General features: G+C 56.7%; 20 protein-coding genes, 1 tRNA gene and 1 pseudogene. 12 read left to right on the top strand and 10 right to left on the bottom strand.

Translation table 11 applies throughout. The features are described from left to right. Nucleotides 1-56: 56 nt before the first annotated feature. Nucleotides 57-419, bottom strand: a complete 363-nt coding sequence (locus tag HMPREF2681_RS05305) for a WhiB family transcriptional regulator (protein WP_005511664.1) — start codon at nucleotides 417-419, stop codon at nucleotides 57-59. Between the two features lie 370 nt (nucleotides 420-789). Between HMPREF2681_RS05305 and HMPREF2681_RS05300 the strand changes: the two genes are divergently transcribed. Further along, complete coding sequence (locus tag HMPREF2681_RS05300) at nucleotides 790-3,198, top strand: transglycosylase domain-containing protein (RefSeq protein ID WP_070546335.1); 2,409 nt, start codon at nucleotides 790-792, stop codon at nucleotides 3,196-3,198. Between the two features lie 61 nt (nucleotides 3,199-3,259). Here the strand turns inward: HMPREF2681_RS05300 and HMPREF2681_RS05295 are convergent, their stop codons facing one another. Beyond that, nucleotides 3,260-3,721 carry a GatB/YqeY domain-containing protein gene (locus HMPREF2681_RS05295; RefSeq protein WP_016421920.1) on the bottom strand — a complete coding sequence of 154 codons (462 nt, stop codon included), beginning with the start codon at nucleotides 3,719-3,721 and terminating at the stop codon, nucleotides 3,260-3,262. Nucleotides 3,722-3,760: 39 nt separating this feature from the next. Between HMPREF2681_RS05295 and HMPREF2681_RS05290 the strand changes: the two genes are divergently transcribed. The 4 genes from HMPREF2681_RS05290 to HMPREF2681_RS11320 all read left to right on the top strand — a co-directional run bounded on the left by HMPREF2681_RS05290 (nucleotide 3,761) and on the right by HMPREF2681_RS11320 (nucleotide 6,533). Then, nucleotides 3,761-4,696, top strand: a complete 936-nt coding sequence (locus HMPREF2681_RS05290) for a metallophosphoesterase (RefSeq protein WP_070546333.1) — start codon at nucleotides 3,761-3,763, stop codon at nucleotides 4,694-4,696. A 141-nt stretch (nucleotides 4,697-4,837) separates the two neighbouring features. Further along, nucleotides 4,838-4,914, top strand: a tRNA-Pro gene (locus HMPREF2681_RS05285). A gap of 757 nt (nucleotides 4,915-5,671) precedes the next feature. Beyond that, nucleotides 5,672-6,025, top strand: a complete 354-nt coding sequence (locus HMPREF2681_RS05280) for a hypothetical protein (RefSeq protein WP_070546331.1) — start codon at nucleotides 5,672-5,674, stop codon at nucleotides 6,023-6,025. A 352-nt stretch (nucleotides 6,026-6,377) separates the two neighbouring features. Next, on the top strand, nucleotides 6,378-6,533 hold the full coding sequence (locus HMPREF2681_RS11320; protein WP_168162080.1) for a hypothetical protein: 156 nt from the start codon (nucleotides 6,378-6,380) through the stop codon (nucleotides 6,531-6,533). On the opposite strand, the gene HMPREF2681_RS05275 is transcribed toward HMPREF2681_RS11320, so the two are convergent. The 8 genes and pseudogenes from HMPREF2681_RS05275 to HMPREF2681_RS05240 form a co-directional block, all read right to left on the bottom strand. After that, a complete protein-coding gene (locus tag HMPREF2681_RS05275) occupies nucleotides 6,514-8,286 on the bottom strand; it encodes an ABC transporter ATP-binding protein (protein WP_070546329.1) in 1,773 nt (590 codons plus the stop codon). The two genes, HMPREF2681_RS11320 and HMPREF2681_RS05275, sit on opposite strands and share 20 nt — an antisense overlap. Next, a complete protein-coding gene (locus HMPREF2681_RS05270) occupies nucleotides 8,279-10,027 on the bottom strand; it encodes an ABC transporter ATP-binding protein (protein WP_070546327.1) in 1,749 nt (582 codons plus the stop codon). The genes HMPREF2681_RS05275 and HMPREF2681_RS05270 overlap by 8 nt, the downstream gene beginning before the upstream one ends. 7 nt (nucleotides 10,028-10,034) lie before the next feature. After that, complete coding sequence (locus HMPREF2681_RS05265) at nucleotides 10,035-11,504, bottom strand: ABC transporter ATP-binding protein (protein WP_049181699.1); 1,470 nt, start codon at nucleotides 11,502-11,504, stop codon at nucleotides 10,035-10,037. Beyond that, nucleotides 11,501-12,226, bottom strand: coding sequence for an energy-coupling factor transporter transmembrane component T family protein (locus HMPREF2681_RS05260; RefSeq protein WP_049181703.1), 726 nt, complete (start codon nucleotides 12,224-12,226; stop codon nucleotides 11,501-11,503). Before HMPREF2681_RS05260 ends, HMPREF2681_RS05265 begins: the two co-directional genes overlap by 4 nt. Beyond that, nucleotides 12,223-12,858 carry an MptD family putative ECF transporter S component gene (locus tag HMPREF2681_RS05255; protein WP_070546325.1) on the bottom strand — a complete coding sequence of 212 codons (636 nt, stop codon included), beginning with the start codon at nucleotides 12,856-12,858 and terminating at the stop codon, nucleotides 12,223-12,225. Before HMPREF2681_RS05255 ends, HMPREF2681_RS05260 begins: the two co-directional genes overlap by 4 nt. Nucleotides 12,859-13,040: 182 nt before the next feature. Then, nucleotides 13,041-13,550: pseudogene (locus tag HMPREF2681_RS05250) on the bottom strand (ATP-binding protein); the annotation flags it as partial. A gap of 105 nt (nucleotides 13,551-13,655) precedes the next feature. Beyond that, nucleotides 13,656-14,009, bottom strand: coding sequence for a cupin domain-containing protein (locus tag HMPREF2681_RS05245; RefSeq protein WP_049181708.1), 354 nt, complete (start codon nucleotides 14,007-14,009; stop codon nucleotides 13,656-13,658). Between the two features lie 2 nt (nucleotides 14,010-14,011). Beyond that, nucleotides 14,012-14,842 (bottom strand): class I SAM-dependent methyltransferase, encoded by an 831-nt coding sequence (locus HMPREF2681_RS05240; protein ID WP_070546323.1) that lies wholly within the window; start codon nucleotides 14,840-14,842, stop codon nucleotides 14,012-14,014. Between the two features lie 678 nt (nucleotides 14,843-15,520). Here HMPREF2681_RS05240 and HMPREF2681_RS05230 point away from each other — a divergent pair. The 7 genes from HMPREF2681_RS05230 (at nucleotide 15,521) to HMPREF2681_RS05200 (ending at nucleotide 22,701) form a co-directional block, all read left to right on the top strand. Beyond that, the gene (locus tag HMPREF2681_RS05230) at nucleotides 15,521-16,027 is read left to right on the top strand and encodes an SLATT domain-containing protein (RefSeq protein WP_070546320.1); all 507 of its coding nucleotides are present in this window, start codon (nucleotides 15,521-15,523) and stop codon (nucleotides 16,025-16,027) included. Nucleotides 16,028-16,615: 588 nt separating this feature from the next. Further along, nucleotides 16,616-19,522, top strand: coding sequence for a DUF4040 family protein (locus tag HMPREF2681_RS05225; RefSeq protein WP_070546380.1), 2,907 nt, complete (start codon nucleotides 16,616-16,618; stop codon nucleotides 19,520-19,522). Next, nucleotides 19,519-20,001, top strand: a complete 483-nt coding sequence (locus HMPREF2681_RS05220; protein WP_070546318.1) for a sodium:proton antiporter — start codon at nucleotides 19,519-19,521, stop codon at nucleotides 19,999-20,001. The genes HMPREF2681_RS05225 and HMPREF2681_RS05220 overlap by 4 nt, the downstream gene beginning before the upstream one ends. Nucleotides 20,002-20,024: 23 nt before the next feature. Continuing rightward, nucleotides 20,025-21,566 carry a monovalent cation/H+ antiporter subunit D family protein gene (locus tag HMPREF2681_RS05215; protein ID WP_070546379.1) on the top strand — a complete coding sequence of 514 codons (1,542 nt, stop codon included), beginning with the start codon at nucleotides 20,025-20,027 and terminating at the stop codon, nucleotides 21,564-21,566. Beyond that, a complete protein-coding gene (locus tag HMPREF2681_RS05210; protein ID WP_016421915.1) occupies nucleotides 21,566-22,048 on the top strand; it encodes a Na+/H+ antiporter subunit E in 483 nt (160 codons plus the stop codon). Before HMPREF2681_RS05215 ends, HMPREF2681_RS05210 begins: the two co-directional genes overlap by 1 nt. Then, the gene (locus tag HMPREF2681_RS05205; RefSeq protein ID WP_070546316.1) at nucleotides 22,045-22,335 is read left to right on the top strand and encodes an MnhF protein; all 291 of its coding nucleotides are present in this window, start codon (nucleotides 22,045-22,047) and stop codon (nucleotides 22,333-22,335) included. Before HMPREF2681_RS05210 ends, HMPREF2681_RS05205 begins: the two co-directional genes overlap by 4 nt. Before the next feature lie 24 nt (nucleotides 22,336-22,359). Continuing rightward, the gene (locus tag HMPREF2681_RS05200; protein ID WP_016421914.1) at nucleotides 22,360-22,701 is read left to right on the top strand and encodes a monovalent cation/H(+) antiporter subunit G; all 342 of its coding nucleotides are present in this window, start codon (nucleotides 22,360-22,362) and stop codon (nucleotides 22,699-22,701) included. Nucleotides 22,702-22,857: the final 156 nt, after the last annotated feature.

Here is a 22,857-nt window from a genome sequence, read left to right as displayed (position 1 = left end):
TGTCCCCCAGCCTCGCGCGCTGGGGGTTTAGTTTTACTTCGGTCTAAGTTCGGTTTTTACTTAGCCAGCTTTGCCTTGCGCTGAGCTGCGTACTGCTCAGCGTAGAAGTCGGCCCACGAAGTAATTTCCGGGTGCTCGCGCAGCATTGCGCGGCGCTGACGCTCGGTCAGGCCACCCCAGACGCCGAACTCGACGCGGTTATCCAGAGCGTCGGCACGGCACTGCAGAACCACTGGGCAGTGGCGGCAGATAACTGCGGCTTCGCGCTGTGCGGCGCCGCGAACGAACAACTTATCCGGGTCAATATCGCGGCACTTAGCGCGCGGGACCCACTCCTGACGATCGCGGAAGCTCTCTACACCGAGCTCGTAGTCTGGCGTAGTAGCAGTGCGGTTGCGATCGGGAATCGTGGCGGTCATTGTAGCCTCCTCGTGCCTGCGATTTTCGTTATTTCGAAATAGTTTCAACTAAATAGTGCTGAAATTTTGTTGTAAGTCTATTCACACCACCCAAATAATGTCGATTGGGTCACACTGGGAGGGTGGACGTGGCGCAGCTCTAAATACAACAATGCAGGTGGGGCAACTTTTTCCAACAAAAGCACGGGGGTGATTTGCGTCACTATGAAAATCTTTTTCCGGAAACCACCACACGACGAGTTGCCCGGTATTGTAAGGGCGCTCGTAGCACTCCGCCCCCGCTCGCCAGGCGTTTTTCTGGGCTCGCCGGGCATGCCTCTAGGCGGATTTTCGAAAACTCACTTCGGCTCAATCCGCCCTACCTTGTAGTGTGATTGCTGTGAATAAAGGTTCGACGCTGTTCAAGCTCTCCGTTGCCACTGTGTTGGCTGCGTTGATTGTGGCCAGCGCCCTCTTTCCTCTTGTGGGCGGCTCGGCCTACCTCGTCGCGCGCACGGCTGATGAATTCGCGTCGGCGTCGCGGTCGGTGATTTCTAAGGACGCACCAGGGGTCACCACTATTACGGATCGGAATGATCAGCCAATTGCGTGGCTCTATGATCAGCGGCGGTTTAATGTGCCGTCGGAACGCATCTCGCCCGCTATGAAGGACGCGCTGGTCAGCGTGGAAGATAGGCGCTTTTATGAGCACTCTGGTGTGGACTGGAAGGGCACTGCTCGTGCGGCGGTAAAGAACTTCATGTCCCAGTCGGTGCAGGAAGGCGCCTCCACAATTGAGCAGCAGTTGATTAAGAACCACACGCTGCTGGTGGACGCAGAGTCGGAGTCGGAGCGCCGCGCTGCTACTGCCACGGATTATGGTCGCAAGATCCGCGAGATTCGCATCGCGTTGGACCTGGAAGATGAGCTGACGAAAGACGAGATTCTGACTAAGTACCTGAACTTGGTCCCCTTCGGCAATGGCGCTTTCGGCGTGGAAGCTGCAGCTCAGACATACTTCGGCATTCCCGCGTCGGATCTGAATGTCCCGCAGGCCGCTCTGCTCGCGGGCATGGTTCAGCAGTCCTCCGGGCTCGATCCGTATACGAATCCGGAAGGTGCGCATGCACGGCGTAACGACGTGCTTGCGGCTATGGAATCCACGGGGGCAATCGGCCCGCAGGAGGCTCAGGACGCCAAGGCAGCTGATCTCGGCATCCTCCCAGAGCCTCAGCGCCTGCCGCAGGGCTGTATCGCGGCGGGCGATCGCGGTTTCTTCTGTGACTATGTGGTCTCCTACTTGGAGAACCACGGTATTGAGACCGAGAAGCTCAAGCGCGGTGGCTTCCATGTGAAGACCACACTGGACCCGCGTGTGCAGGACAGCGTGCAGGAGTCTCTGCGTCAGCAGGCCTCACCGACTGCGGATGGCGCAGCCGAGGTTATGAGTTTGCTTGAGCCTGGGGATGACTCCAGGAAGTTGCTCGCGATGGCGTCGTCACGCGTATACGGCCTCGATGCGGAACAAATGCAGACCGTGCAGCCGCAGCCATTTACGCCGGTGGGCAATGGCGCGGGCTCGATTTTTAAGATTTTCGCGGCGACGTCGGCGGTGGAAAAGGGGCTGGGTATTGACACCAACTTCCCGGTGCCGCGTCGTTATGAGGCCTCCGGGCTGGGCACCGGTGGCGCAGAGGGCTGCCCGCCGGGCCTGTACTGCGTGGAGAACGTAGGTAGTTTCCCGCCGTCGATGTCGCTACGTGAGACGCTCGCACGGTCGCCGAATACTCCTTTTATTCAGATTTCGGAGCTGGTCGGCGTCGATGGCGTGATGGACATGGCGGTACGCCTGGGCATGCGCTCATACACGGAGCCGGGCAGTTTTGATGGCGAGTCCTCGGTGGCGGACTATGTCTCGGAGCATAAGCTCGGCTCGTTCGTGCTGGGTCCGACGCCGGTGAATAACCTTGAGCTGTCCAATGTCGCTGCCACCCTGGCCAGCAATGGCCGCTGGTGCGAGCCCTCTCCAATTGAGTCGATCACGGACTCCAAGGGCAATGCGGTCAAGCTGAATGTGCCACCGTGCGAACAGGCAGTGGAGCCGGGTGTCGCGCACGCGATTGCTAATGCGCTCAGCAATGACGCCACCGATGGCACCGCGAAGGATGCCGCGAAAGAGCTGAATTGGGAAGGTCCAGTCGCGGCTAAGACCGGTACCACCGAGTCGAACCAGTCCGCGGCATTCCTGGGCTTCACCGGCGGCCTGGCCGGATCGGTGTACGCCTACAACGACACCCCGACTGTCACGGAGCTGTGCACGTCGCCGCTGCGCCAGTGCCCGAACGGCAACCTCTTTGGTGGTCGCGAGCCCGCGCGGACATGGTTCGGCGCAGTCGGCCCGGTCATCGAGGACTATGGCGGAAAGAACCTCCCACCACTGGATTCGGACTACGGACTGGGTACCTCTATCACCCAAATGCCGAATGTGGTGGGCATGCAGAAGGCCGAGGCCCGGGAGACCCTTAAGAAGGCCGGCTACAAGGTAGAGGAACGCACAGTCTCCCTCACCGGCGAGTCGCGAGGAATCGTGGTCGGGCTGGATCAGCCGCCGCTGCTACTCAAGGGTGGCACCGTCACGATCCGCGTGGCCGATGGCACCCGCCGTCCGACCCCGCCGCCAGCACCGTCGCCGCGGCCGGACTCGACGACGAACCGGCCGGATCCGCTACCGCAGTTCCCTCGTCCGAATACTCCGCCAGCGCCGAGCTTGCGGGATCTGATTCCGCTGCTGCCGTTCTAGTTCGCCCTAGAAGGCAGCTCCAACGCTTATCGCCGAAAAGGGAAAACGGCGAAAGGTCGCGCTAGCCCTGCAGGGCAGCCTTAACGGCCTCGGAAAGCCGCTTGCCATCGACCTGGCCAGCGGCCTTTTCCTTAGCCACCTTCATAACCTGGCCCATGATCTTCATGCTCGGCGCGTCATCGCCAGCAACCTCGGCCACAGATTCCGCGACGAGGTTCTTCACGGCGTCGTCGTCAAGCTGTTCCGGCTGGTAGCGGGCGAAAACCTCTGCTTCGGCGAGTTCGGCGTCGGCAAGTTCCTGACGGCCGTTCTGGGCGTACATCTCAGCGGACTCGCGACGCTTCTTGACCTCCCGCTCAATCACACGCAGCACCTCGTCATCGGTGAGCTCGTGCTTGGAGCCGGAAACCTCCTCGGTCTGGATGGCGGCCTTCAGCATGCGCAGCGCCGCAACGGTTTCCTTGTCGCGGGCCTTCATCGCGGCGGTCATATCGGAGACAATTGTGTTCTTCAGTTCACTCATACGCCCTAGATTACCGCTGTAGTTGATAGTGTCTCTGTCATGACATCGCGCGCTTTTTCCAACCAAATTCTGCGGTCTGCCGCAGCTCTCGCCACGCTTGGCTTGACGACGTTCCTCTACGCGAACCAAATCGAATTGCGTGCATTTAAACTCCACCGTGTGCAAGTTCCCGTGCTGGCACCCGGCACGCTCGCCCGGGTGGGAAAGCGCGAGGGTGAGCCTTTCCGGATTCTGCATGTCTCCGACTTCCACATGCTCCCCGACCAGAAGTTGAAGCAGAAGTGGGTTGCCAGCCTCGATGCTCTGAACCCTGACCTGGTGATTAATACCGGCGACAACCTGGGCAGCGACAAGGCCGTCCCCAGTGTCCTCGCAGCGCTCGGCCCCCTACTGAACCGTCCGGGTGCCTTCGTGTTCGGTACGAATGACTACTTCGCGCCACGGCCTGTCAATCCGCTGAAGTACCTGACAGGCAAGAAGCGCAAGCCCTCACGCGTCGAACTGCCGTGGCGCGGCATGCGCGCTGCGTTTATCGAGCACGGCTGGCAGGATGCCACCCATGCCCGGCTGGAGTTTGTGGCGGGTGGCGTGAAGGTGGCGCTGTCCGGTGTGGATGACCCTCATCACGAGTTGGAGGACTATTCGCAGATTGCCGGTGCCCCGAATGCGGATGCCGACATCGCTATCGGCCTGTCGCACTCGCCGGAGCCCCACGTGTTGGATGCTTTTGCGGAAGACTGCTACGACCTGGTGCTTTCCGGCCATACCCACGGTGGTCAGGTCTGCCTGCCCGGAGGGAAGGCCATTGTGACCAACTGCGGTATCGACCGCTCGCGGGCCTCGGGGCTGTCGCGCTGGACCGAGAAGACGTGGCTGCACGTTTCTAATGGCCTCGGCACTTCCCCTTACGCCCCGGTGCGCCTGTTCTGCCGCCCATCCGCGACCTTGATTGAGGTTGTGGAGCGGGATTCGTAGTTCGTAGGGTGCGACAGGGCCTGTGCCCCCCCCACACACAGCCCGTTAAGCAGGCGTTTTGCATTCTTGCTCGGCGTCGGGCTAAAGTAAGTCCTCGCAAGCACAGCGCTGGAGCTATGCTCTAGCTTGTGTCTGTGGCCTCGGGGTATGGCGCAGCTTGGTAGCGCGCTTCGTTCGGGACGAAGAGGCCGTGGGTTCAAATCCCGCTACCCCGACCATTTAGAACAGGTTGGTGATTTGCACTTTTCAGAAGTGTGGATTGCCAGCCTGTTTTTCTATGCGCATCCTGTCACCCGTTTGTCACCTATTCATCCGTTCATATGCTGCCAGGTCGATTCCCATCCCCGAATAAGTGGCGTGAATCGCCGTAGTTTCAAGATTTGCATGTCCAGGCCAATATCGTACGGTATTTACCGGCACTTCCCTTCCGAGCCAGTTACAAGCCGCACTATGCCGCAGATCGTGCACAACGAACCGGCCGTCACGACTCCCAGGTTTTGAGCTCCTTTGTCGTCCGCATCAAGCTTCGACGTCTTCGAGAAATTCGAGGTCTGCCCCAAGATTGAGCCATTGCACGGCTCGGACCTCTCGACTCGCTGTCAGCATCCTCGAAAAAATCGAGAACGACGATAGAGCAATCACCATTGAGGAACTCGTTCAGCTGTCCGTTGCCTACCAAGTACCAATTCAGGCAATCGTCACACCGTGGGAATCCTTGGGAATGGAAAAGCGCCCACTACCGTCCGGAGCCGATCGGAACAGTTCCGAAGGGAACATCCAGAAGTGGTTGTTCCATGGCAATTACCCCACATATCCAGACGTCATCACACGAGACGGATCCTCGCTTGAAGGTGCTACCAGCACCTTGATGTCCAGTGCCCCACCGCACTCAACGAACTAGCGAAATCCCCCACCCCAAAGACTTATTAAAAACTCACGAATGAAGCACTTAAAGGGGTTCTAATTCCGATTCAGGTGGCAATCACTTCATTCATTGATGAGGTTTCACAATGGATCGGATTCGATCCATTTACATACTTCGATGATTTCGAGAACAACTCCCAGTCACTTTGGCCTCCGGATTTGAAAGAACAGCTCTTTGCCACTGAGCTACCTGATGCTGCTAAAAAGCTAGAGTTACTCAAGCAAGCGCATAATACCGTAAAGCACCTACTACACGAAGCCAAAGATGGTCTATTAACAGACCGTCGCTGCACCACGCCGGAATTCCCAGCCTGCGTCGAAGAATGGGTGCAGCCTCAAGCGATAAAACTCATAAATTGGACTCGAATTGAATTGGCGATCGAACATGCAATTAAAAAGCAGTAGGCCTCATCAATCAACGGGTTTTCGCAGCTGATACCGTTAGGTTAGATTTAGCCTCACCTAGCGAAGGCAAAGGACGAATGGAGAACATTTCGCCGTCTGGAAATGGGACGCTCGAATCCATCGCACGGAGAATCGGTGATTTTATACAGGATCGAAATTAACCAGCATCTGGGCCGGGCTAGTTTTTAGGACCGGGTGGTTTGAGTGCCTTCCTGGGTTTGGGCCTCTGGTTCGCCTCCGCGCAGCTGACAGGCACGGTGCTGCGGGATATTCCCGTCGATGACTCCGGGCAAGCCTCCGCAACGCAAAGCACCGTGCTCCTGGGGCAGCGGTGCGGGCCTTAAGCGAAGGCATGGCCAACGCCGCGCAGTGGTCGCTCGTCGCCGCCACCGCATTCCTCGCTCTGGGCTTTGTTGGTGCACTTAGGGTTCGCCGTGCTGCGGGGGAGAAGGGTGCCCCCGCAAACAACGCCGATCTCGGTTCCCGCGTTAATCGCGTCCCGAACTGATTTTCCACCCGCGTGCTGCTTTGCGTTGCTGCCAGAAGTGACGGTAGATACCGGGGACAACGGAAAGCTCAGAATGCGTGCCCAGCTGGCTGACTTGCCCGTGTTCATCCAAGACTACGATTTGATCAGCAGATTTGATTGTATCCAGCTTATGGGCGATGACAATAAAAGTAGATTGCTCCCGTAGCTCGTCCATCGCAGCAAGGATGTTTGCCTCATTTTCTGCATCGAGCGCGGAAGTAGCCTCATCAAAGAGTACAATCGGCGCTTGCTTGAGAAGCGCGCGAGCTACAGATACGCGCTGGCGTTCACCACCGGATAGAAGCCGCCCGCCTTCACCAACAGGAGTATGCCACCCTAGGCGGTTGGCAATAGAAGTCACGCCTGAAAGATCAGCTGCGCGGAAGACTTCCTCATCGGAGGCGTCGGGACGACCAACGCGGATATTAGCGATTAACGAGTCGTCGAAGAGGTAGACATCCTGAAAGACCATGGACAGTCTGGACATTAACTGTTCGGTTCCAAGCTCGCGGATATCTACGCCGTCAACCATCACCGCCCCGGAATCTACATCCCAGAATCGCGAAATAAGGCGCGCAATTGTGGTCTTTCCGGAGCCAGAAGGACCGACAATGGCGGTAACGGTGCCTGGTCGAGCACGGAAAGCGATATCTACCAATACTGGTTTATCGCCGTATCCAAACGTGACATTACGCAGCTCTACACTTCCCGAACCATCGCCTGGGCGCGGAGTAGTGGGTTCTGGCAGGGAAGGGGCATCGGTGATGAGCTCAGTTTCTGTGAGCGCGATACGACCTGCGTCTAAACCGACGAAAGAAGAACCCAGCTGCTCAAGCGTGCGGGTAAACCTCAAGCTGATTCCGATGATCGCAATTGTTTCTAGTGGCGATAGGGCGCCTTCAACGGCAAGATCCGCGGAGACCATAATGAGAGCCACGATGAAGATCTGCACTACTATGCCGTTGAGTAGCAAAGCTAATGTGGATACCCATAGCTCGCGTATTCGTGCTTTATGGTCGATTTCTAGCGCTTGCTCTAGTGGCGCAAAAACTTGTGATTGTCCTGCCGCGCGCAGGGCTGGTTGACGGTTAGCAAATTCTACGATGCGCTGGGAGAGCTCTTTACTCGGCCCGAGTGCGCGGTTCGATGCTTTCTTACGAATCCATGCAGCCAACTGCATCACCACGAGCGCCAATGGTGCGATGATAAGAAGGACCAAGCCCAGCTTCGGGTTCCAGAAACACGCTCCTACTAACAAGGTGACAAGTGCCGCGCTATCGCGGTATATCGTTCCTTGAGTATGCGCAATGGTCTCGGCCGCCACCATAAAGCGATCTGAGACGAGGCGAGATAGGCCGCCGGTATTAGCCGGTACGAACCAGCCGAGCGGTAGCGTTGCTAATTTATCACCCACAGTCGTGTGCGCGGTTCGGATGAAATCCAAGGCCGTGTGGTAAGAGGCCATGGTTGCGAAAAATCGTAGCGCAAAAGCTACGAGCGCAATTGCCAAAAGAATCCACATCCATGGTGCGATCGTCGTATCCCCATCGAGTGCCTTTGTAAGTGGCACGAGCGTGAGAACAGCGAGGCCGTCAAGCACGCCAACGATAAGCGATAGACAAGCATGCCTTTTATTGAGCTTATGGCCTACAGGACTTTGCAGCTTTTTGACACTGCGAGTGAGTAGCGGATCAAGAAGACGCGAACTAGCAGGCGTAGTGGCATTAGACATGAGAATTATCCTTCATAGGCTCGAGGCAGATTATTTGGTCTACGCCTTGGATGGACTCCGGCTTGTGGGCGATGACCAAGACGGTCTTGCCTCTGACGAGTGTGGCTAGAGCTGCTTGAATTTCTGCTTCGCAGTCAGGATCAGTTGCCGCAGTAGCTTCATCTAGGATCAAGATTGGGGCATTGGTAATAATTGCCCGTGCAATAGAAATACGTTGCTGTTGTCCACCGGATAAAGAGATGTCCTCACCAACAACGGTGTCGAGCCCAGCCGGTAAAGCGCGAATATCAGCAGCTATGTGCGCGGCCTCTGCTGCTTGCCAGATCTCTTCATCGCGAGCTTCTGGGCGTGCAAGGCGAATGTTTTCCCGAATACTCATGCGCAGTAAGTGAGGATCTTGTAAGACGAAAGCCACAGTGCGGTACAAACTGTCGAAAGTGAGATCACGGATATCCACGTTGTTGATAGTGATTGTGCCCGAATCTGGATCCTGGAAACGCGCCAGCATCGTTGCTGCTGTGGATTTGCCAGACCCGGAGGGGCCAATCAATGCCGTGACAGTGCCTGCGTTTAGTTGCGCAGAAAAGCCTTGGAGGACTGGTGCGTCTGGGGCGTAGCTAAAGCTGACCTCATGGAACTCCACCTCCATGTCTTGACTACTGGCATCGAGGCTCATTGAGCCTTCTTTCACGTGGGAAATTGTCATGACTTCATCAAGGCGCAACGCCGCATTGCCAGCGAGCTGGTAAGACCACAACATTCGGCCGACGGTTTGAATCGTGCCCGGGATCACCAGCGCAATCAACGTTGTTGCGATGACTTCAGCGACCGTGACATAGCCACCAGCTATCAGCAGGGAACCGACTCCTACATTGATAAGAATGAGGACAGGAACCGCCACCACAGACTCTGAGATTGCGGAAACACGCAGAAGCGGACGTACCCACTCGTAATAGAATTCCGCGAATTTTTGGGCAGCTTCGCGATATCGAGCGTGGGCTTTGCCAACGGTGCCGAAAGCCTTGACGACGGAAATACCTTCGGAGAACTCCACCGCAGTCGCAGAGACCTCACCCAGATAATTATCCATTTCCGCAGTTTTTGTGCCCATATCCTTCATTGAATACGCTTGGATTGCTAGGAAAATGGGCACAGTGGCAATAGAAAGTAGACCAAGGCGCCAATCCAAGATAAAGGCATAAACCAGAAGCGCGAGGGGCGTAAAAATCGCGGCAACCTGCTCTACAGGAGCATGGGCTGTCAGGGTGTGCAGAGTTAACGTATCGTCCTCGACGGCTTTGCGAACTTTGCCGGAATTAGTCTGGCTAAACCACGAGAGTGGTGCTTTCGCAATAGCGGTAATAATTCGGCGCCGGTTAATCCCCACCAGCTTCGCATCAGCGAAGTGGGTGATCGCAAGAGCAAGGAAATAGAAGAATAGCTGGCCCAAAAATGCAGCAAGTAGCCATTTCACAATGGACGCGACGTCATCAGTATTGCCGTCGATTAGAGCATTTCCCAGTGCCACCAACGCGACGTAGGGTGCTACGGCGAGTACCGAGGATACAAGCGCGAGAAACTGTGCGAAGTAGATGGTTGTTTGCACTGGGGCCAGTAGCTTTTTTAGAGCGACCTGGCCGGCTTTTAGTTTTGCGCGAGCCTCTTCTTCCGGTGACGCACCGTGTGATTCTGGTGCGTGGGTTCCGCTTGATTCTGTGGAACTTTGTTTTACCTCAGACATTTCTTTCTCAATTCTTGTTGATGTCAGTCATATCGATGATTCTGGTGACTGATTCTTGGATGAATTCGTGGTCATGGGTGATGACGATGACCACTGCTCCGCTTGCTGCAAGAGATCGAAGTAGCGCAGAGATGGATTGCAGTTGGCGCCAGCCCACGCCAGAGGTAGGTTCATCGAAGATGTAGATCGCTGCTTGCTCGGCTTGGGCTGAAGCTATGGCTAAGCGTTGCCGTTGCCCACCGGACAGAGACTGCGGATGCCGTTGAGCCATTCCTGCCAGATCGAGGCGATGGAGAATCTCATTGACATCGATGTGGTCCCGCTTCTTCTTTGCCAGTCCGAGCGTGACTTCTTCTTCGGTGGTGGCTGCGAATAATTGGCGGCCAACATCTTGCATCACCATGTACGCGGCACGTCTGCGGGCAGCCGCTCCTACTCGTTTGCTGTTCAAACGGAGACTACCGCCGCGTTTGGGAGAAGCAAGACCACAAATGATCCTAGCGAGAGTGGTTTTTCCAGCGCCGTTGGGCCCGATTAAGGCGGTGACTTCGCCGCTGGGGAAAAATGCGTGGTCAATGTTTAACACCTCATGTGTGCCATAAGAAAAACAGATGTTGCTTAGCTCGAGTCCGCTCCGCTGGGGATCGGCGTTTTCGAGCGTGGGTGGTACCGGCACGCTCGCGGGCAGGGGAACGTGGTGTAAGCTGCGTAGCCCCAATTGTTTGCGTTCGGGTTCGTCTAAGGCATAAAACTCCTGAGCGTGGAAACTCCGCGTTATTTTTCCCTGAGTCAAGTAAATAACTTGGTCAGCGATATCTTTTAAGAAAAAGAGGCGGTGATCAGCGATAATGATCGTTGTGCCTAATTCCTTCAAGCGGTGTAGCACGCGTGCAAGAATATCGATGCTTTCCATGGAGAGATTGGACGTGGGTTCATCGAGAAGCACGAGACTGCCCGGGGACACAAGCGCGCATGCGCATGCCACGGTTTGTAACTGTCCACCGGATAATTCTTTGAATCGCCGGCCCCGAAGATCGTTAATGCCTAGTAGCTCGACCGCTGATTGAATCCTCGACTCAATTTCTTTGGGATCTACACCAAGGTTTTCTAGCCCGAAGGCCAATTCTGCATTGACGCTTTCAGTGAAAAATTGTGTCCTTGGATTCTGGAATACTGAGGCGCTGAACTCGATGGCTCGGGACAGCGGTTCTTCCGCAGGGGTAAAAGCCTGGTCATCCTTTATAATAGTGATGGTGCCTAGTAGCTCTCCTGGATTGAAATGGGGGATGAGTCCGTTGATCAACTTGAGTACCGTGGACTTTCCCGATCCGGAATCACCGGTAATCAGTAGACACTGTCCTGGAGAGACAGAAAAAGACACATCAGATACGCCTTGAATGCCTGGTCGAGCTCCCAATGGATATGTAAAAGAAACGTTGTGGGCGTCTACACTGGTTGCGATACTGCGTTCGTTCATAAGTGGACCTCCGTGGGAAGCCAGACAGAGGCAACAACGAGGCCCAACCCAGCTAGTGCAGTTGCATCGACAAGCTTGAAGGAAAGATCGGCGGTGGTGGTTGGGCGTGCGGGTCCTCCCAATCCCCGGACAAGAGCAGAGGCAGCGAGCTCATCACCAGCGCGGACGACGGCACCTAATAAGGGGATGACCAGCATCGCGGACGATTGTGTGGGCTGTGTGATCCAGCTTTTTACTCCAGGCTGGAGACCCCGAAGGACCATGGCATCGCGGATGGCTTTGGCTTCTGCCACGATGATCGGCAAAACGCGCAGGAATACCGCCGGTGGAATGGTGACCCAGCCTGGTAAACGCAGGTCCCGCAGTGCTGAGGTCAACGTGGATGGTGTGAGAGTGAGCAAGCCGAATGCGCCGATGGACATGCTGATGACAAAACGGCTTAGCCACGAAAAAATTGCCGCTGAAAAAGCGAAAAATGTGGAGCCAGGAAGCTGTAATAGGCCCCAATACCCTAGATAGGATAATGCAAAAGCGCACAGGCAAATAAGACCATAGTGTGGCTTTACTGTAGCTAGTGCGATGGAGCTGAAGGCGATAGAAATCAGCAGTGTCGGTAGGTGGCCGTGGCTGAGAGCTACCGCATTGATTACTAGAACAGAAAGCAGCACGGTCCGTGGATCGATCGAAGATCGACGAAGCACGCCCTGTTTTTGCAGGCTCACAGGAGACCAGCGCTTTCAAAGTGTTTGCGGCTGACGCGAACTCCGACCTTTCCGCCGATAAAGCCGACGATGAGCGCACAAATGGCCAGTACTCCAATGGTCCATGGCTGGAAGATATCCGACATAGCATCGGCATATTCTTGCCCCATTTGGTCTGCGATATCGACGTAGTAGGAGTCCGTATCCAGAATTAGCGGGATAAAAGGCAAAGAAATCCAGACACAGAAGACGCCGTAGGCAATAGGGAAGGACTTGGCAATACTGAGGTGGCTTTTTGTAATAATCAAATCCGCGATAAACCCTAGAATTATGCTTCCCAGCAGGGTCCAGAAGTAGTGTCCGGTGAGCATGAATGCTAGTCCGTTAATACCACCGACGAGGGTGAAAGCACCCATTTTGGGCGTGCGGGCGGCATAAAGCGCTAGCACGATTCCGTTTGCGATTGCCGCGATGAACCATCCAATAAACATGAATTGTGGTCCTGCGAATCCAATCATTCCGCTTACAAAGGTGATCACAAAGTAAAGTGCAGCAAAGATGCCAGCGTTGATGAGATCTCTGGTGTTTAAACGTGCCGTCAACCCACTGGATGAGCTTGTACTCCGTGTGGACGTAGAGGACTGTTGGGTCATAGTAAACCTCGATTCCTGAATAGTAAGCAAGGTAAGGCTCACCTAAGATGTATAATACTTTTTATATACTGTTTCTAGTTTTGATCTGAAGATTCACCGTTAATGGGGGTGAATGCAGATAAGCGGTTTTAGGGATCATAGAATAACTATGGGTCGGGCTGGTTTTTAGGATCGGCCCAGGTCAAGACATCAATGTTGATCAGTTTGCGCATCAGATTGAGATAGGTTTGGTCAGTCGGTGAGAAGACCGCCAACATGTCAACGAGCTGATCTAGCCGGTAGTAGGCCACCGAGTAGTCTGCTTGGCAGGCCGCAACACCAAGAGCACAGGCAATATATGTTTTGCCGGCCCCAGTCGGGGCGAGGATATGAATGTTGGTTGGGTTTTACCGCCAGTTCGTTGCCGCGATTCTCTTCAACTGCCGCAGGTTGATACCTCGTTCTTCTGCCCTGGTAATTTCAGCCAGGCTGGCGTTTGGAGTAGCGGAACTTGGCTAGGCTGATTGCTTTGGCGATATTGCGTTGTTGGCGTTGCGCATAGGCTTCGTCGACTGCTGCGAGGAAAATGTCTTCTGGCAGGGGTCGGCATAGGCTTCGTCGCTGACGATCTCGTAGAAGATATCCGCAAATGTAGATACGCGGAGTTTGCGCATTTTCGCCCGCATCACTTCATCATCAATTGTGTGCAACATGCACTAAAGCAGCTTGGTCGGCCACACCCTTTTGAATACTGCTTAAAGTCAACGCGCAGGAGCGGGCAGAACAGGTCCGCTCCTGCGCGAATTGACGTCAATTACTTAGTTCGCCGGTGGTCGGCTCATCATGTAAAGCACCATTTTTGCTTTGGTTAGTGCTTTAACCGCATGTGGTAGGCGCGTAGGAAAATGCACCATTCCACCGGGACGCAACGTCACCGTTTTACCGTCCCCGCTGATTTCGATTTCACCTTCAAGGGCTTGAACAATCACTGGCATCGCGGCGGTGTGCTCGGATAGTTCCTCTCCCTCGTCGAACGAGAACAACACCACGTTCACCCCTTCAGCGCGCATTAGCGTTGTAGAAGTGGTTGAGTTCGGACAATACTCAACGCGCTGCGCAAGGTTTTCAATAAACCCCAGTGCGCCGGCTGATGATGGTTTGAGTTCAGTCATAATCAGCTCTCCTTTGCTTCCAGGTTAGCGGCGGGTTTGCGCGCGACGATAGCGATGCCGGTTAAACTGTCGCGGTATTCGTTGAACGTTGCGCGCATATCCAATATACGGCGACGCAACTCCTTATCACGCGCAACGTTACGCATAATTCGCGCAACTCCGACTATGCCTTCATCGGCTAGATTACGACGTGGGGATAGCAAAGCCATCGGCTCATACCCCACCCACTCGATACAAAAACCCGCCTGCTCTAACAATCCGCACCATTCACTGCAAGTAAGAGGGCGAGCATTAACCCTAATCGTGCGGGCTAGGCGCTGTCGCAACTGGTCCGCAAGCGCCGCGTCTATGCTGTCAGGGGTGAGTCCAAGTTCGTGGATCGCATAGCAACCGCCTGGTTTAAGCAGTCGGAACGCTTCGGCGATGATCCCTCGCTTGCCTTTATCGCCTTGCATGGTCAGCATCGCTTCACCAACCACAACCTGAACTGATTCGGACTCAAGGCCGGTGTCTTGCGCATTGGCATTTACAACTGTGCCCCTCGGCCCAACAACGGCCTGCACTCGTGCGACGGCATCTGGATCTTGATCCACGCCCGTGTAGGAGGCGATTCCTTGCTCAAGCATGAGCATGGCCGTACGTCCCAATCCCGGAGCGAATTCCAACACTTTCTTGCCAGATAGATCGGCCGCAACCAACAATCGATTCGTTAGTTTCAATCCGCCCGGGCGTAAAACTCGCTTGCCAGCCCGTGCAAGCACCCAATGGCCTGCCGCAACATGAGTTGACCGGTCATTTTGCGGAAGGCAGGGTTCATTTTTATTTGTGCCCATAATACCAACATTACCAGAGCCACTTAGGCAAGTCTAACCTAAGGGTCGTGTTGTGTTGTTAGAGAGGATTGCGCAGACTCACTCAGCGCCCTCACCATTGGAAAGACGTATTACAAACATAACGAGGGAGCGAGTCGCCATATGCGAGCGATCTCCAACGCCGCCCACAAAAATCTTCACCTCGGTTTTTCTGGGGCCCCAAAATCTGGGCATATTTGCAAAAATGGAAGTTTTGTAAATAGGGCTTAGTTGAATGTGTGCTATTTGCTAAAGATCTTGTTCTTTTGCAACTTCGAAACATGGTCGATAAAACGTTAGGAATAAGATGATGGGAACCTACAAGCCGCTGCGTGTCTTGTTTCATAAGACCAACTTGGACGCTGCCAGTGCTGTCAATGCAGAACGTAAAAACCGTCTGAATAATCCTGCGACCGTAAAGTACCCGTACCACGTTGGAAATAACCCCCTATTCGCTGTTCTCACTCGCAACATCTATGAGTTGTCGGAAACCATATAGAAAACAGAACAGGAAATTCGCGAAGCGTGGAATGTGTTACCTGGCGTGACACAAAATCACTATTTCTACACACTTCTAGTCGGAGCTCTACGCAGACATCAGCCGTCGTGCCGTTTATAGCGACGACCCAGAACCAGCGCAGATGTGGAGGTTGATTTACGTTGACAAATTCCCAGCAGCATGAACGCGACGTGCTCTACTCACAAATTGAGAATGGATATGGGAGCGTAGTCTACTCTCACGCTGCACAAGAAGAGCAACGCACACGACTCACCCGGACCGAACACCGTATCAAAGTGGCCCAGATTGTGCTGTCCGCGCTTTCAGCCGCTGGACTGGTAGGAGTGTTCTTTACCCTGCAGATTTGGATAGCCTCCATCACTGCGGTTATCACCTTCTTCCTGCTGGTTCTCAACTCGTACAGCTTCCGGCTCGAGATCGGAGCCAAGGCAGCACGACACCGCAAAGCCGGTGATCAACTGTGGCTCCTTATACGAAAGTACTTGTCCCTTCTGGTAGATTTCCCAGAGCTCGACATCGCCGAAGCCCGGAAGCGTCGTGACGTGCTGATAGCAGAGACCGCTGAGGCCTACTGCAATGTGGAACGTACCGATGATAAGAGTTTCAGTACCGCCCAAAAACCCTTAAAAGAGGACGGACTGAAGTAATTCACCAGAGAAGAACTCAACAAGCTTTTGCCGGAGGCACTTCAGAAATAGCCCCTCAACCCGAACTTGACAACGCAAGCTACAATCAGCACCCGGTAGGGCTATTTTTGCCATAACCGCAGTCACTAACTTGAAGCAGCCCACCGCCGCCGCCCATCACCCGTTCATTTATTTATTCACTACTGGATCCAGGAAAACTGCATCCGCACAGCCTTTCCCCGCTCCCCCAAATGCCCCTTTCACCCCGCGTGGAGCATTTTCGTGGCTGTTAGTCTGTAGAAGTACGAACCTTTTTAACAGCAATGTGAAAGTAGCCCCCAAGTGACGCACCTGGCAACAGCTCTGGCATCAGCCAGCTCCTTTACAGCCAGTCCGCCGTCGGCGACCGCACCACCAGACCAGACATTGGCTTCTGAGTTTGCGTCCGGCGGCGTATCGGCAACATTGAATTCTTTAGATTCCGTTCTTTCTGCCCCGGCAACGATTACCCCCCAAGCAAGCAGCTCCGCAGAGCACGCAACAACGCTCGCAGCTCAAGCAGCTCAAGCAGTTCAAGCCACCCAAGCAGCCCAAACTTCCGCCAACAGCCTGACCCTCCTTTCGGTTTCGCTGTTGGTCGCGGTTGCCCTGGCGCTGACCCCGCTGTTTGTGAAGCTTCTTGGTCGTCACGCAGGCTGGCCCATCGTCGCGTTTTTTCTCGCGTCGGTGGTCCAGCTTTCGCGTGTAACGGGCGATATTCTCGACGGCACCACCTTCACCTGGTCCCGCGTCTGGTCCCCGGAACTGAACGCGGCGTTTGCGCTGAAGCTCGATCCCCTCTCCATGGTGTTCAGCTTCTTGGCGCTGTTGGTGGGCTCGATAGTCTTCATCTACTCCACCGCGTATTTGCCGCCGAAGAAATCCGCGATGAGCTTCTACGTCCTGATGACGGCGTTCATGCTGGCGGTTTTGCTCCTCGTGCTTGCCGACGACATCATGCTCCTCTTCATCGGGTGGGAACTGGTCTCGATGGCGTCGTTCCTGCTCATTGCGAGGTCGGGCTCGTCGGGCGAGCTGGGCTCGTTGCGCACACTCCTGCTGACCTTCACCGGTGGCCTGCTGCTTCTGGCCGCCCTCGGCGGTGCGGTGTGGCTAACCGGTTCCACGAATCTCACCGAGGTTTTGGCTTCGCCTGAGTGGGAGGCCAACCCGGCAGCGCGCAGCCTCATTGCCGCGCTGGTGGCCCTGGGCGCTTTCACGAAGGCAGCTCAGTTCCCCTTCCACGCCTGGCTTCCAGAGGCCATGGCGGCGGCAACTCCCGTCTCGGCTTTCTTGCACGCTGCGGCCGTCGTCAAGGCAGGCGTTTACCTGCTGATGCGTTTTTCCACGGTCTTCGCGGACGTGCGCGTGTGGCAGTTGCTGCTGATCGTCATGGGTATGTGGACGGCTGTTGCCACGGCCTACTTTGCGCTGCAGCAGACTGACCTGAAGAAGCTGATTGCGTACTCGACGGTCTCGCAGTTGGGTTGGATTGTCGCCACGATTGGTGTGGGCACGAAGTTCGCGATTATGGCTGCGGTTGTGCACACCATTGCGCACGCGATGTTTAAGTCTTCGCTGTTCATGATGGCTGGTGTGGTTGATCACCAGGCAGGCACGCGCGATATTCGTCGCCTCGGTCCGCTGTGGAAGCAGATGCCGTGGAGCTTTGGCTCGATGATTTTCGGTGCGGCATCGATGGCGGCAATTCCGCCGTTCTTCGGCTTCATGTCGAAGGAAGGCATGCTGACCGCATTCGAAGGTGCGCCGCTCAGCAACACCGGTGTCGTCATTCTGCTGACGGTGGCGGCGATTGGTGCGATTGGTACTTTCGCGTACTCGGCACGTTTGGTGTTCGGTGCATTTGTGGATGGTCCGCGCAACGTGGACCACATCACTGAGGCTCCAATTTCGCTGTGGCTCCCGGCTGCCATCCCTGGCGTGCTTAGCCTTCCAGCCGCCTTCGCTGCCGGCGCTATTTTGAACCGCCCGCTGGACCGCGTGGCCGATACGGTCGGTCAGCTTCCGGCTGGCACGACTCAGGAATCGCACTTGAGCCTGTGGCACGGCGTGAATGTGCCGCTGATCATCTCTGTGGTTGTGCTGGCTGTCGGCGTGGGCTTCATCTTCACTCGTGCCCGCGTAGGCGCCGTCATGGCAGACCGCAAGCTCTTCCCGTTCACTGGTGTGGAGGCAATCAACGCGTCGCTGAGCGTCTCGCAGCGTGTGGGGCGCGCGATGGGCAAGGTGGCGCGTTCGCATCAGCCATCGCGTCACCTGTTGCCGCTGCTTGGTTTGCTCGCGGTGTACGCCCTGGTTATTGCAATCGCTCCGGGTGTCGGGGGCGCTCCGGTGCTGCCGAAGATCGACGGCATCGATCACCTGACCGATCTGATTCCGCTGGTTGTTGTCGTGATTGGCGTGTGGGCCACGCTTCGGGCGAAGAACCGTTTGCAGGCGGCTGTGCTGCTCGGCGTCACCGGTGTTGGTGTCACGCTGCAGATTCTCCTGCTGGGCGCACCGGATGTGGCATTGACGCAGTTCATGGTGGAAATCCTGACTGTCGTGCTGATGATGCTGGTGCTGCGCTTCCAGCCGCGTGCGTTCTCTGAGACCTCGAAGAACCGCCGTGCCTCGGCGGCGGTTGTGGCAGTTGCCGTGGGCTTGGCTACGTTCGGCGCGGTGTGGTTCCTCACTGGCCGTCGTCAGATGCCTGAGGTCGCGCAGTGGTACATCGATAACACTGAGAAGGTCACGGGCGAGACCAACATTGTCAACGTGATCCTGGTTGAGTTCCGTGCTTTCGATACCATGGGTGAGCTGGCGGTTCTCGGTATGGCGGGTGTCGCGATGGCGGCGGTTGTCACGTCTATGCCTCGCTTCCCGCACCTGCTCGATCAGCCTTCCCCGCTTGCGGAGCCCGCTCTGAACTCCATCATGATGCGTTGGCTGGTCCGCTGGTTGGCTCCGCTTCTGTTCGCCCTGTCCGCTGTGGTTCTCTACCGCGGCGGTACCGCTCCGGGCGGCGGCTTCAACGCGGCGCTGATTGGCGCCGCTGCCGTCATGCTGATTTACCTGTCCAAGGACCGCGACGAGCTGGTCTTTGGCGAGAAGATCCCGGCAGTGCTCAGCGCTGCGGGTGTCATCACGGCTATCGGCACGGGCTTCATCGGTTTCGCCAAGGGGTCGTTCTTGGCACCGCTGTACGGCGAGTTCCTGGGTCAGCACCTCACCACGGCATTGCTTTTCGACGTCGGCGTGTACCTGGCCGTCATCGGCATTGTGGCAACCGCGCTGAATCTCCTGGGCGGCCCGAACCGTCCTGGTGTGACCGGGTCGGACGATGTGATGCAGGATCTCTACTCAGACCGCTCAAGCTTGCGGGTGCCGCCGGAGATGGGCGTGTTCGCCTCAGAAGCGGAGAGCGCTCCAGCCCCCGCCCCAGCTCATGCCACCGTTGAGGAGGCCAAGAAGTGATTATCGCCATCATGGCTGCCGTCCTCGCAGGCGGTGGCACGTACCTGGTGCTACAGCGCGGCATGCTGCGCACCATCATCGGTATGACTCTGATTTCCCATGCCGCCAACCTGATTATTTTGTCCACGGGTGTCGGCGCCTGGCGCGGCGAACCGCTGCTGGGCAACGAGACCACTGCGGGCGCTGGCGCTGCCGAGCAGATGGCTGACCCGCTGCCGCAGGCATTCGTGCTGACGGCCATCGTGATTACCATGGCCGTCACCGCGTTCATGCTGGCTCTGTCTGGTTTGGGCCGCGATGACGACACTCGTATCCATGAGGACCGCGAGGCTATGCGACAGCTGTCGACGGCTGGTCGTCGTGCGGGTAAGCACATTCCGTCGGACTCGGATTCCACGGTCACCGGCACCCCAGGGGTCTCTTCGGCTCCGAATAAGTTCCCGCGCGAGACCACATTCGGCGGTGACGAGAAATGGTAGAAGCCTCTGCAATGACCTCTGCAATGTCCCCTTCAACTCTGTCTTCGCTACTGCCGCTGTTTGCGGCACTGCCGCTGATTCTGTCGGCGGTCGCAGCCATTCTGCCGAAGCTGTGGATGCGCGCGACGATGGGCATCGCCGTTCCGGCACTGTCGTCGCTGGCTGCGTTTTGGGTGATGTTCTACGTCGCTGACAACGGCCCGGTCGGCCACGGTGTGGGCGCGTTCCCCGGTGGTATCTCGATTCCTTTCTTGGCGGACACGTTCTCCATGCTGATGCTGGGTGTGGCCGCGGCTGTGGTTGCCATCGGTAACTGGTTCGCCCACGTCGCGGGCGAAAACACTTCGCGGTTCTTCCCCTCCCTGACGCTGATGATGTTGTCCGGTATGTCGGGTGCTTTCCTGACTGCCGATTTGTTCAACTTCTTCGTGTTCATGGAGGTCATGCTGCTGCCGTCCTATGGCCTGATCGCGGTAACCGGTACCTGGCACCGCCTGGCTGCTGGCCGTAACTTCGTGCTGGTCAACCTCTTGACCTCCACGGTGCTGCTGATTGGTGTCGCGCTGATTTACGGCTCGGCGGGCAATGTGAACATCGCAATGCTGGCCGACATGGCCAGCGAGGGCGGCCCCGGCGGCACGGGTGTGGTCGCGCTGGGCATTGTCATCATTGCGCTGTGTGTGAAGGCTGGTTTGGTTCCGGCGCACACATGGCTGCCGAGGACGTACCCGTCGACAAGCCCTGCGGTGATGGCACTGTTCTCTGCGGTGCACACGAAGGTTGCGGTGTACATGCTCTTCCGCATTTACGTCGTGATTGTGGGCATGAATCCCTCCTGGCACTGGCCGATCATTATCATCATGGCGATCTCGATGCTGGTCGGCGCGTTTGCTGGTCTCGCGGAGAACACCATGCGTGAGGTGCTGGCCTACCAGATGGTCACGGGTATGCCGTTCATTCTGATCGTGTTGGCGTTCACGGACGCTAACGACGGGGGCAGCGCCAAGGCTGCCCTGGCTGCGGGTATTTTCTACGCAATCCACCACATGGTGACTGTCGGCGCCCTCATTCTGGGCTCCGGCGCGGTGGAAGAGACCTACGGTACGGGTACGCTCTCTAGGCTTTCGGGGCTTGCTCGCCGCGACCAAGCGGTTGCCTGGGTGATGGCGGCAATGAGCTTCTCCATTGTGGGCTTCCCACCGTTTTCCGGCGTGTGGGGCAAGGTGGGCATTGTCTTTGCCTCTGCCGCCACTGGCGATGCTCGCTCGATTGTTGCGATCACCGCAATCATCGTTGCCTCACTGGGCTCGCTGCTGGCCATGATTCGCCTGTGGCGCGCGGTCTTCTGGGGCCGACCCATGCAGGGCGTGGATGATTCGGTTCGTGTTCCGGGAACGCTGGTTGCGCCGTCCGCCATGCTGGCAATTGTTTCCGTGGCCATGTTCGTCGCGGTCGGCGCCGTCACTTGGGCGACCACCGGCGCGGCCGATGCGCTGCTGAATATTGATGGCTACCGCGAGGCCACACTCGGCGGAGTTGAAAACGCCATCGGAGGTATTTACTGATGAAGTTTCTACACGTTATCCGCTATTCCCTCTGGCTGGTCTGGCAGGTTGTTGTAGCTGCGACGGACGTGGTGCTCGATACTCTGCGCCCGAACCAGAAGCAGCAGCCGGTGCTCATTGGACTGCCGCTGCGTGTGAAGTCTGACCTTGAGGTCACTCTCTTTGCCGAGTCCATCACCATGACCCCGGGCACGCTGGTCTGCGGCGTCCGTGAAACCGATGCGGGACGGTTGTTTATCATCCACGCGATCTTCGGTGCCGACCTGGACGCGCTGTACGACTCCCTCTACGACATGGAGGAGCACCTCGTCCCCCGCCTCCGCGATGTCCCCCGCCCGAAGGCATTTGTCTTCGAGGAATACAACGCAGACCAGTTCATTGACCCGGATGCCGTCGTCGGTGTTGCCGCTGAGGTCGACCATGGTCTGCCACTGCCGGATGGCATTGCCTCCAATGGCGAAGACAAAGGAGCACGCTCATGAATGACACATTGATCGATCCCACCGCAGTACAGGTAATTAGCGGCATTGGCATTGCTCTGTGTTCAGTGGCGCTGCTTGTGGGCGTGGTGCTGATCTTCCGGGTCAAGGGCAATGTCTCACGCGCAGTGCTTTCCGACGCCGCCTTCTACCCCATGGTGGGAGTGTTCCTCACAACTGCCATGCTGCGGACTACAGCCATTACTTTCGATATTGCAATGCTGGCGGGCTTGCTTGGCGTTTTGTCGACCGTGGGCCTGGCCCGAGTTATTTCCCGTGGCCGCCGCTAAGACCGATTAAGGACGAATCGCACTATGAGTATCGCTTCAATCCTTGTAACTATCTTGTTTGCCGTGCTGGTCATTGGCGGATCTCTGTACCTGCTCCTGGCGGGCGTGGCCATGTGGCGCTCTAAAGATGCCCTGAGCCGGTTGAACCAACTTTCCGCCGGAATCATGGTGGGCATCCCCGCGCTGGTGATTGCCAACTTGGTCTTAGAGGCCGACCAGGGCGATCTGACGTGGGGCAAAACCCTCACCGCCATTCTGGCCATTGTTGCTGTCCTGGTCGTCGCTACCGTCGCCTCCGAAGTACTTGGACGCGCGGTGCTGGGTGCCCGTGACGGCTCCGCTGAGGACTACGTCCCGGAGCGGTAGCTAGCGGCGCGGGAAACGTCCTGAACACACCGTTAGCGGCCAGTTTCACAGCGACCCCTCAGCGCGCTCCGACACCCCCTTTAGGCCACCCGGCCTACCCAAAAGGGGGTATATTTCCCCACACTTTTGGCCTCCCACAATGTGATGTACCTCTCA

The organism is Corynebacterium sp. HMSC064H12 (genome assembly GCF_001809925.1).
In the GTDB taxonomy this organism is placed as follows: Bacteria; Actinomycetota; Actinomycetes; order Mycobacteriales; family Mycobacteriaceae; genus Corynebacterium; species Corynebacterium jeikeium_D.
This window is presented reverse-complemented; position numbering and strand designations above follow the sequence as displayed.

Bases quoted from the DNA above. Each gene is read 5' to 3' on its own strand.
- HMPREF2681_RS05275 (WP_070546329.1), bottom strand. From the start codon at position 8,286: ATGTCTAATGCCACTACGCCTGCTAGTTCGCGTCTTCTTGATCCGCTA.
- HMPREF2681_RS05240 (WP_070546323.1), bottom strand. From the start codon at position 14,842: ATGGGCACAAATAAAAATGAACCCTGCCTTCCGCAAAATGACCGGTCA.
- HMPREF2681_RS05270 (WP_070546327.1), bottom strand. From the start codon at position 10,027: ATGTCTGAGGTAAAACAAAGTTCCACAGAATCAAGCGGAACCCACGCA.
- HMPREF2681_RS05255 (WP_070546325.1), bottom strand. From the start codon at position 12,858: ATGACCCAACAGTCCTCTACGTCCACACGGAGTACAAGCTCATCCAGT.
- HMPREF2681_RS05305 (WP_005511664.1), bottom strand. From the start codon at position 419: ATGACCGCCACGATTCCCGATCGCAACCGCACTGCTACTACGCCAGAC.
- HMPREF2681_RS05210 (WP_016421915.1), top strand. From the start codon at position 21,566: ATGAAGTTTCTACACGTTATCCGCTATTCCCTCTGGCTGGTCTGGCAG.
- HMPREF2681_RS05290 (WP_070546333.1), top strand. From the start codon at position 3,761: ATGACATCGCGCGCTTTTTCCAACCAAATTCTGCGGTCTGCCGCAGCT.
- HMPREF2681_RS05215 (WP_070546379.1), top strand. From the start codon at position 20,025: ATGTCCCCTTCAACTCTGTCTTCGCTACTGCCGCTGTTTGCGGCACTG.
- HMPREF2681_RS05265 (WP_049181699.1), bottom strand. From the start codon at position 11,504: ATGAACGAACGCAGTATCGCAACCAGTGTAGACGCCCACAACGTTTCT.
- HMPREF2681_RS05200 (WP_016421914.1), top strand. From the start codon at position 22,360: ATGAGTATCGCTTCAATCCTTGTAACTATCTTGTTTGCCGTGCTGGTC.
- HMPREF2681_RS05295 (WP_016421920.1), bottom strand. From the start codon at position 3,721: ATGAGTGAACTGAAGAACACAATTGTCTCCGATATGACCGCCGCGATG.
- HMPREF2681_RS05245 (WP_049181708.1), bottom strand. From the start codon at position 14,009: ATGACTGAACTCAAACCATCATCAGCCGGCGCACTGGGGTTTATTGAA.
- HMPREF2681_RS05205 (WP_070546316.1), top strand. From the start codon at position 22,045: ATGAATGACACATTGATCGATCCCACCGCAGTACAGGTAATTAGCGGC.
- HMPREF2681_RS11320 (WP_168162080.1), top strand. From the start codon at position 6,378: ATGGCCAACGCCGCGCAGTGGTCGCTCGTCGCCGCCACCGCATTCCTC.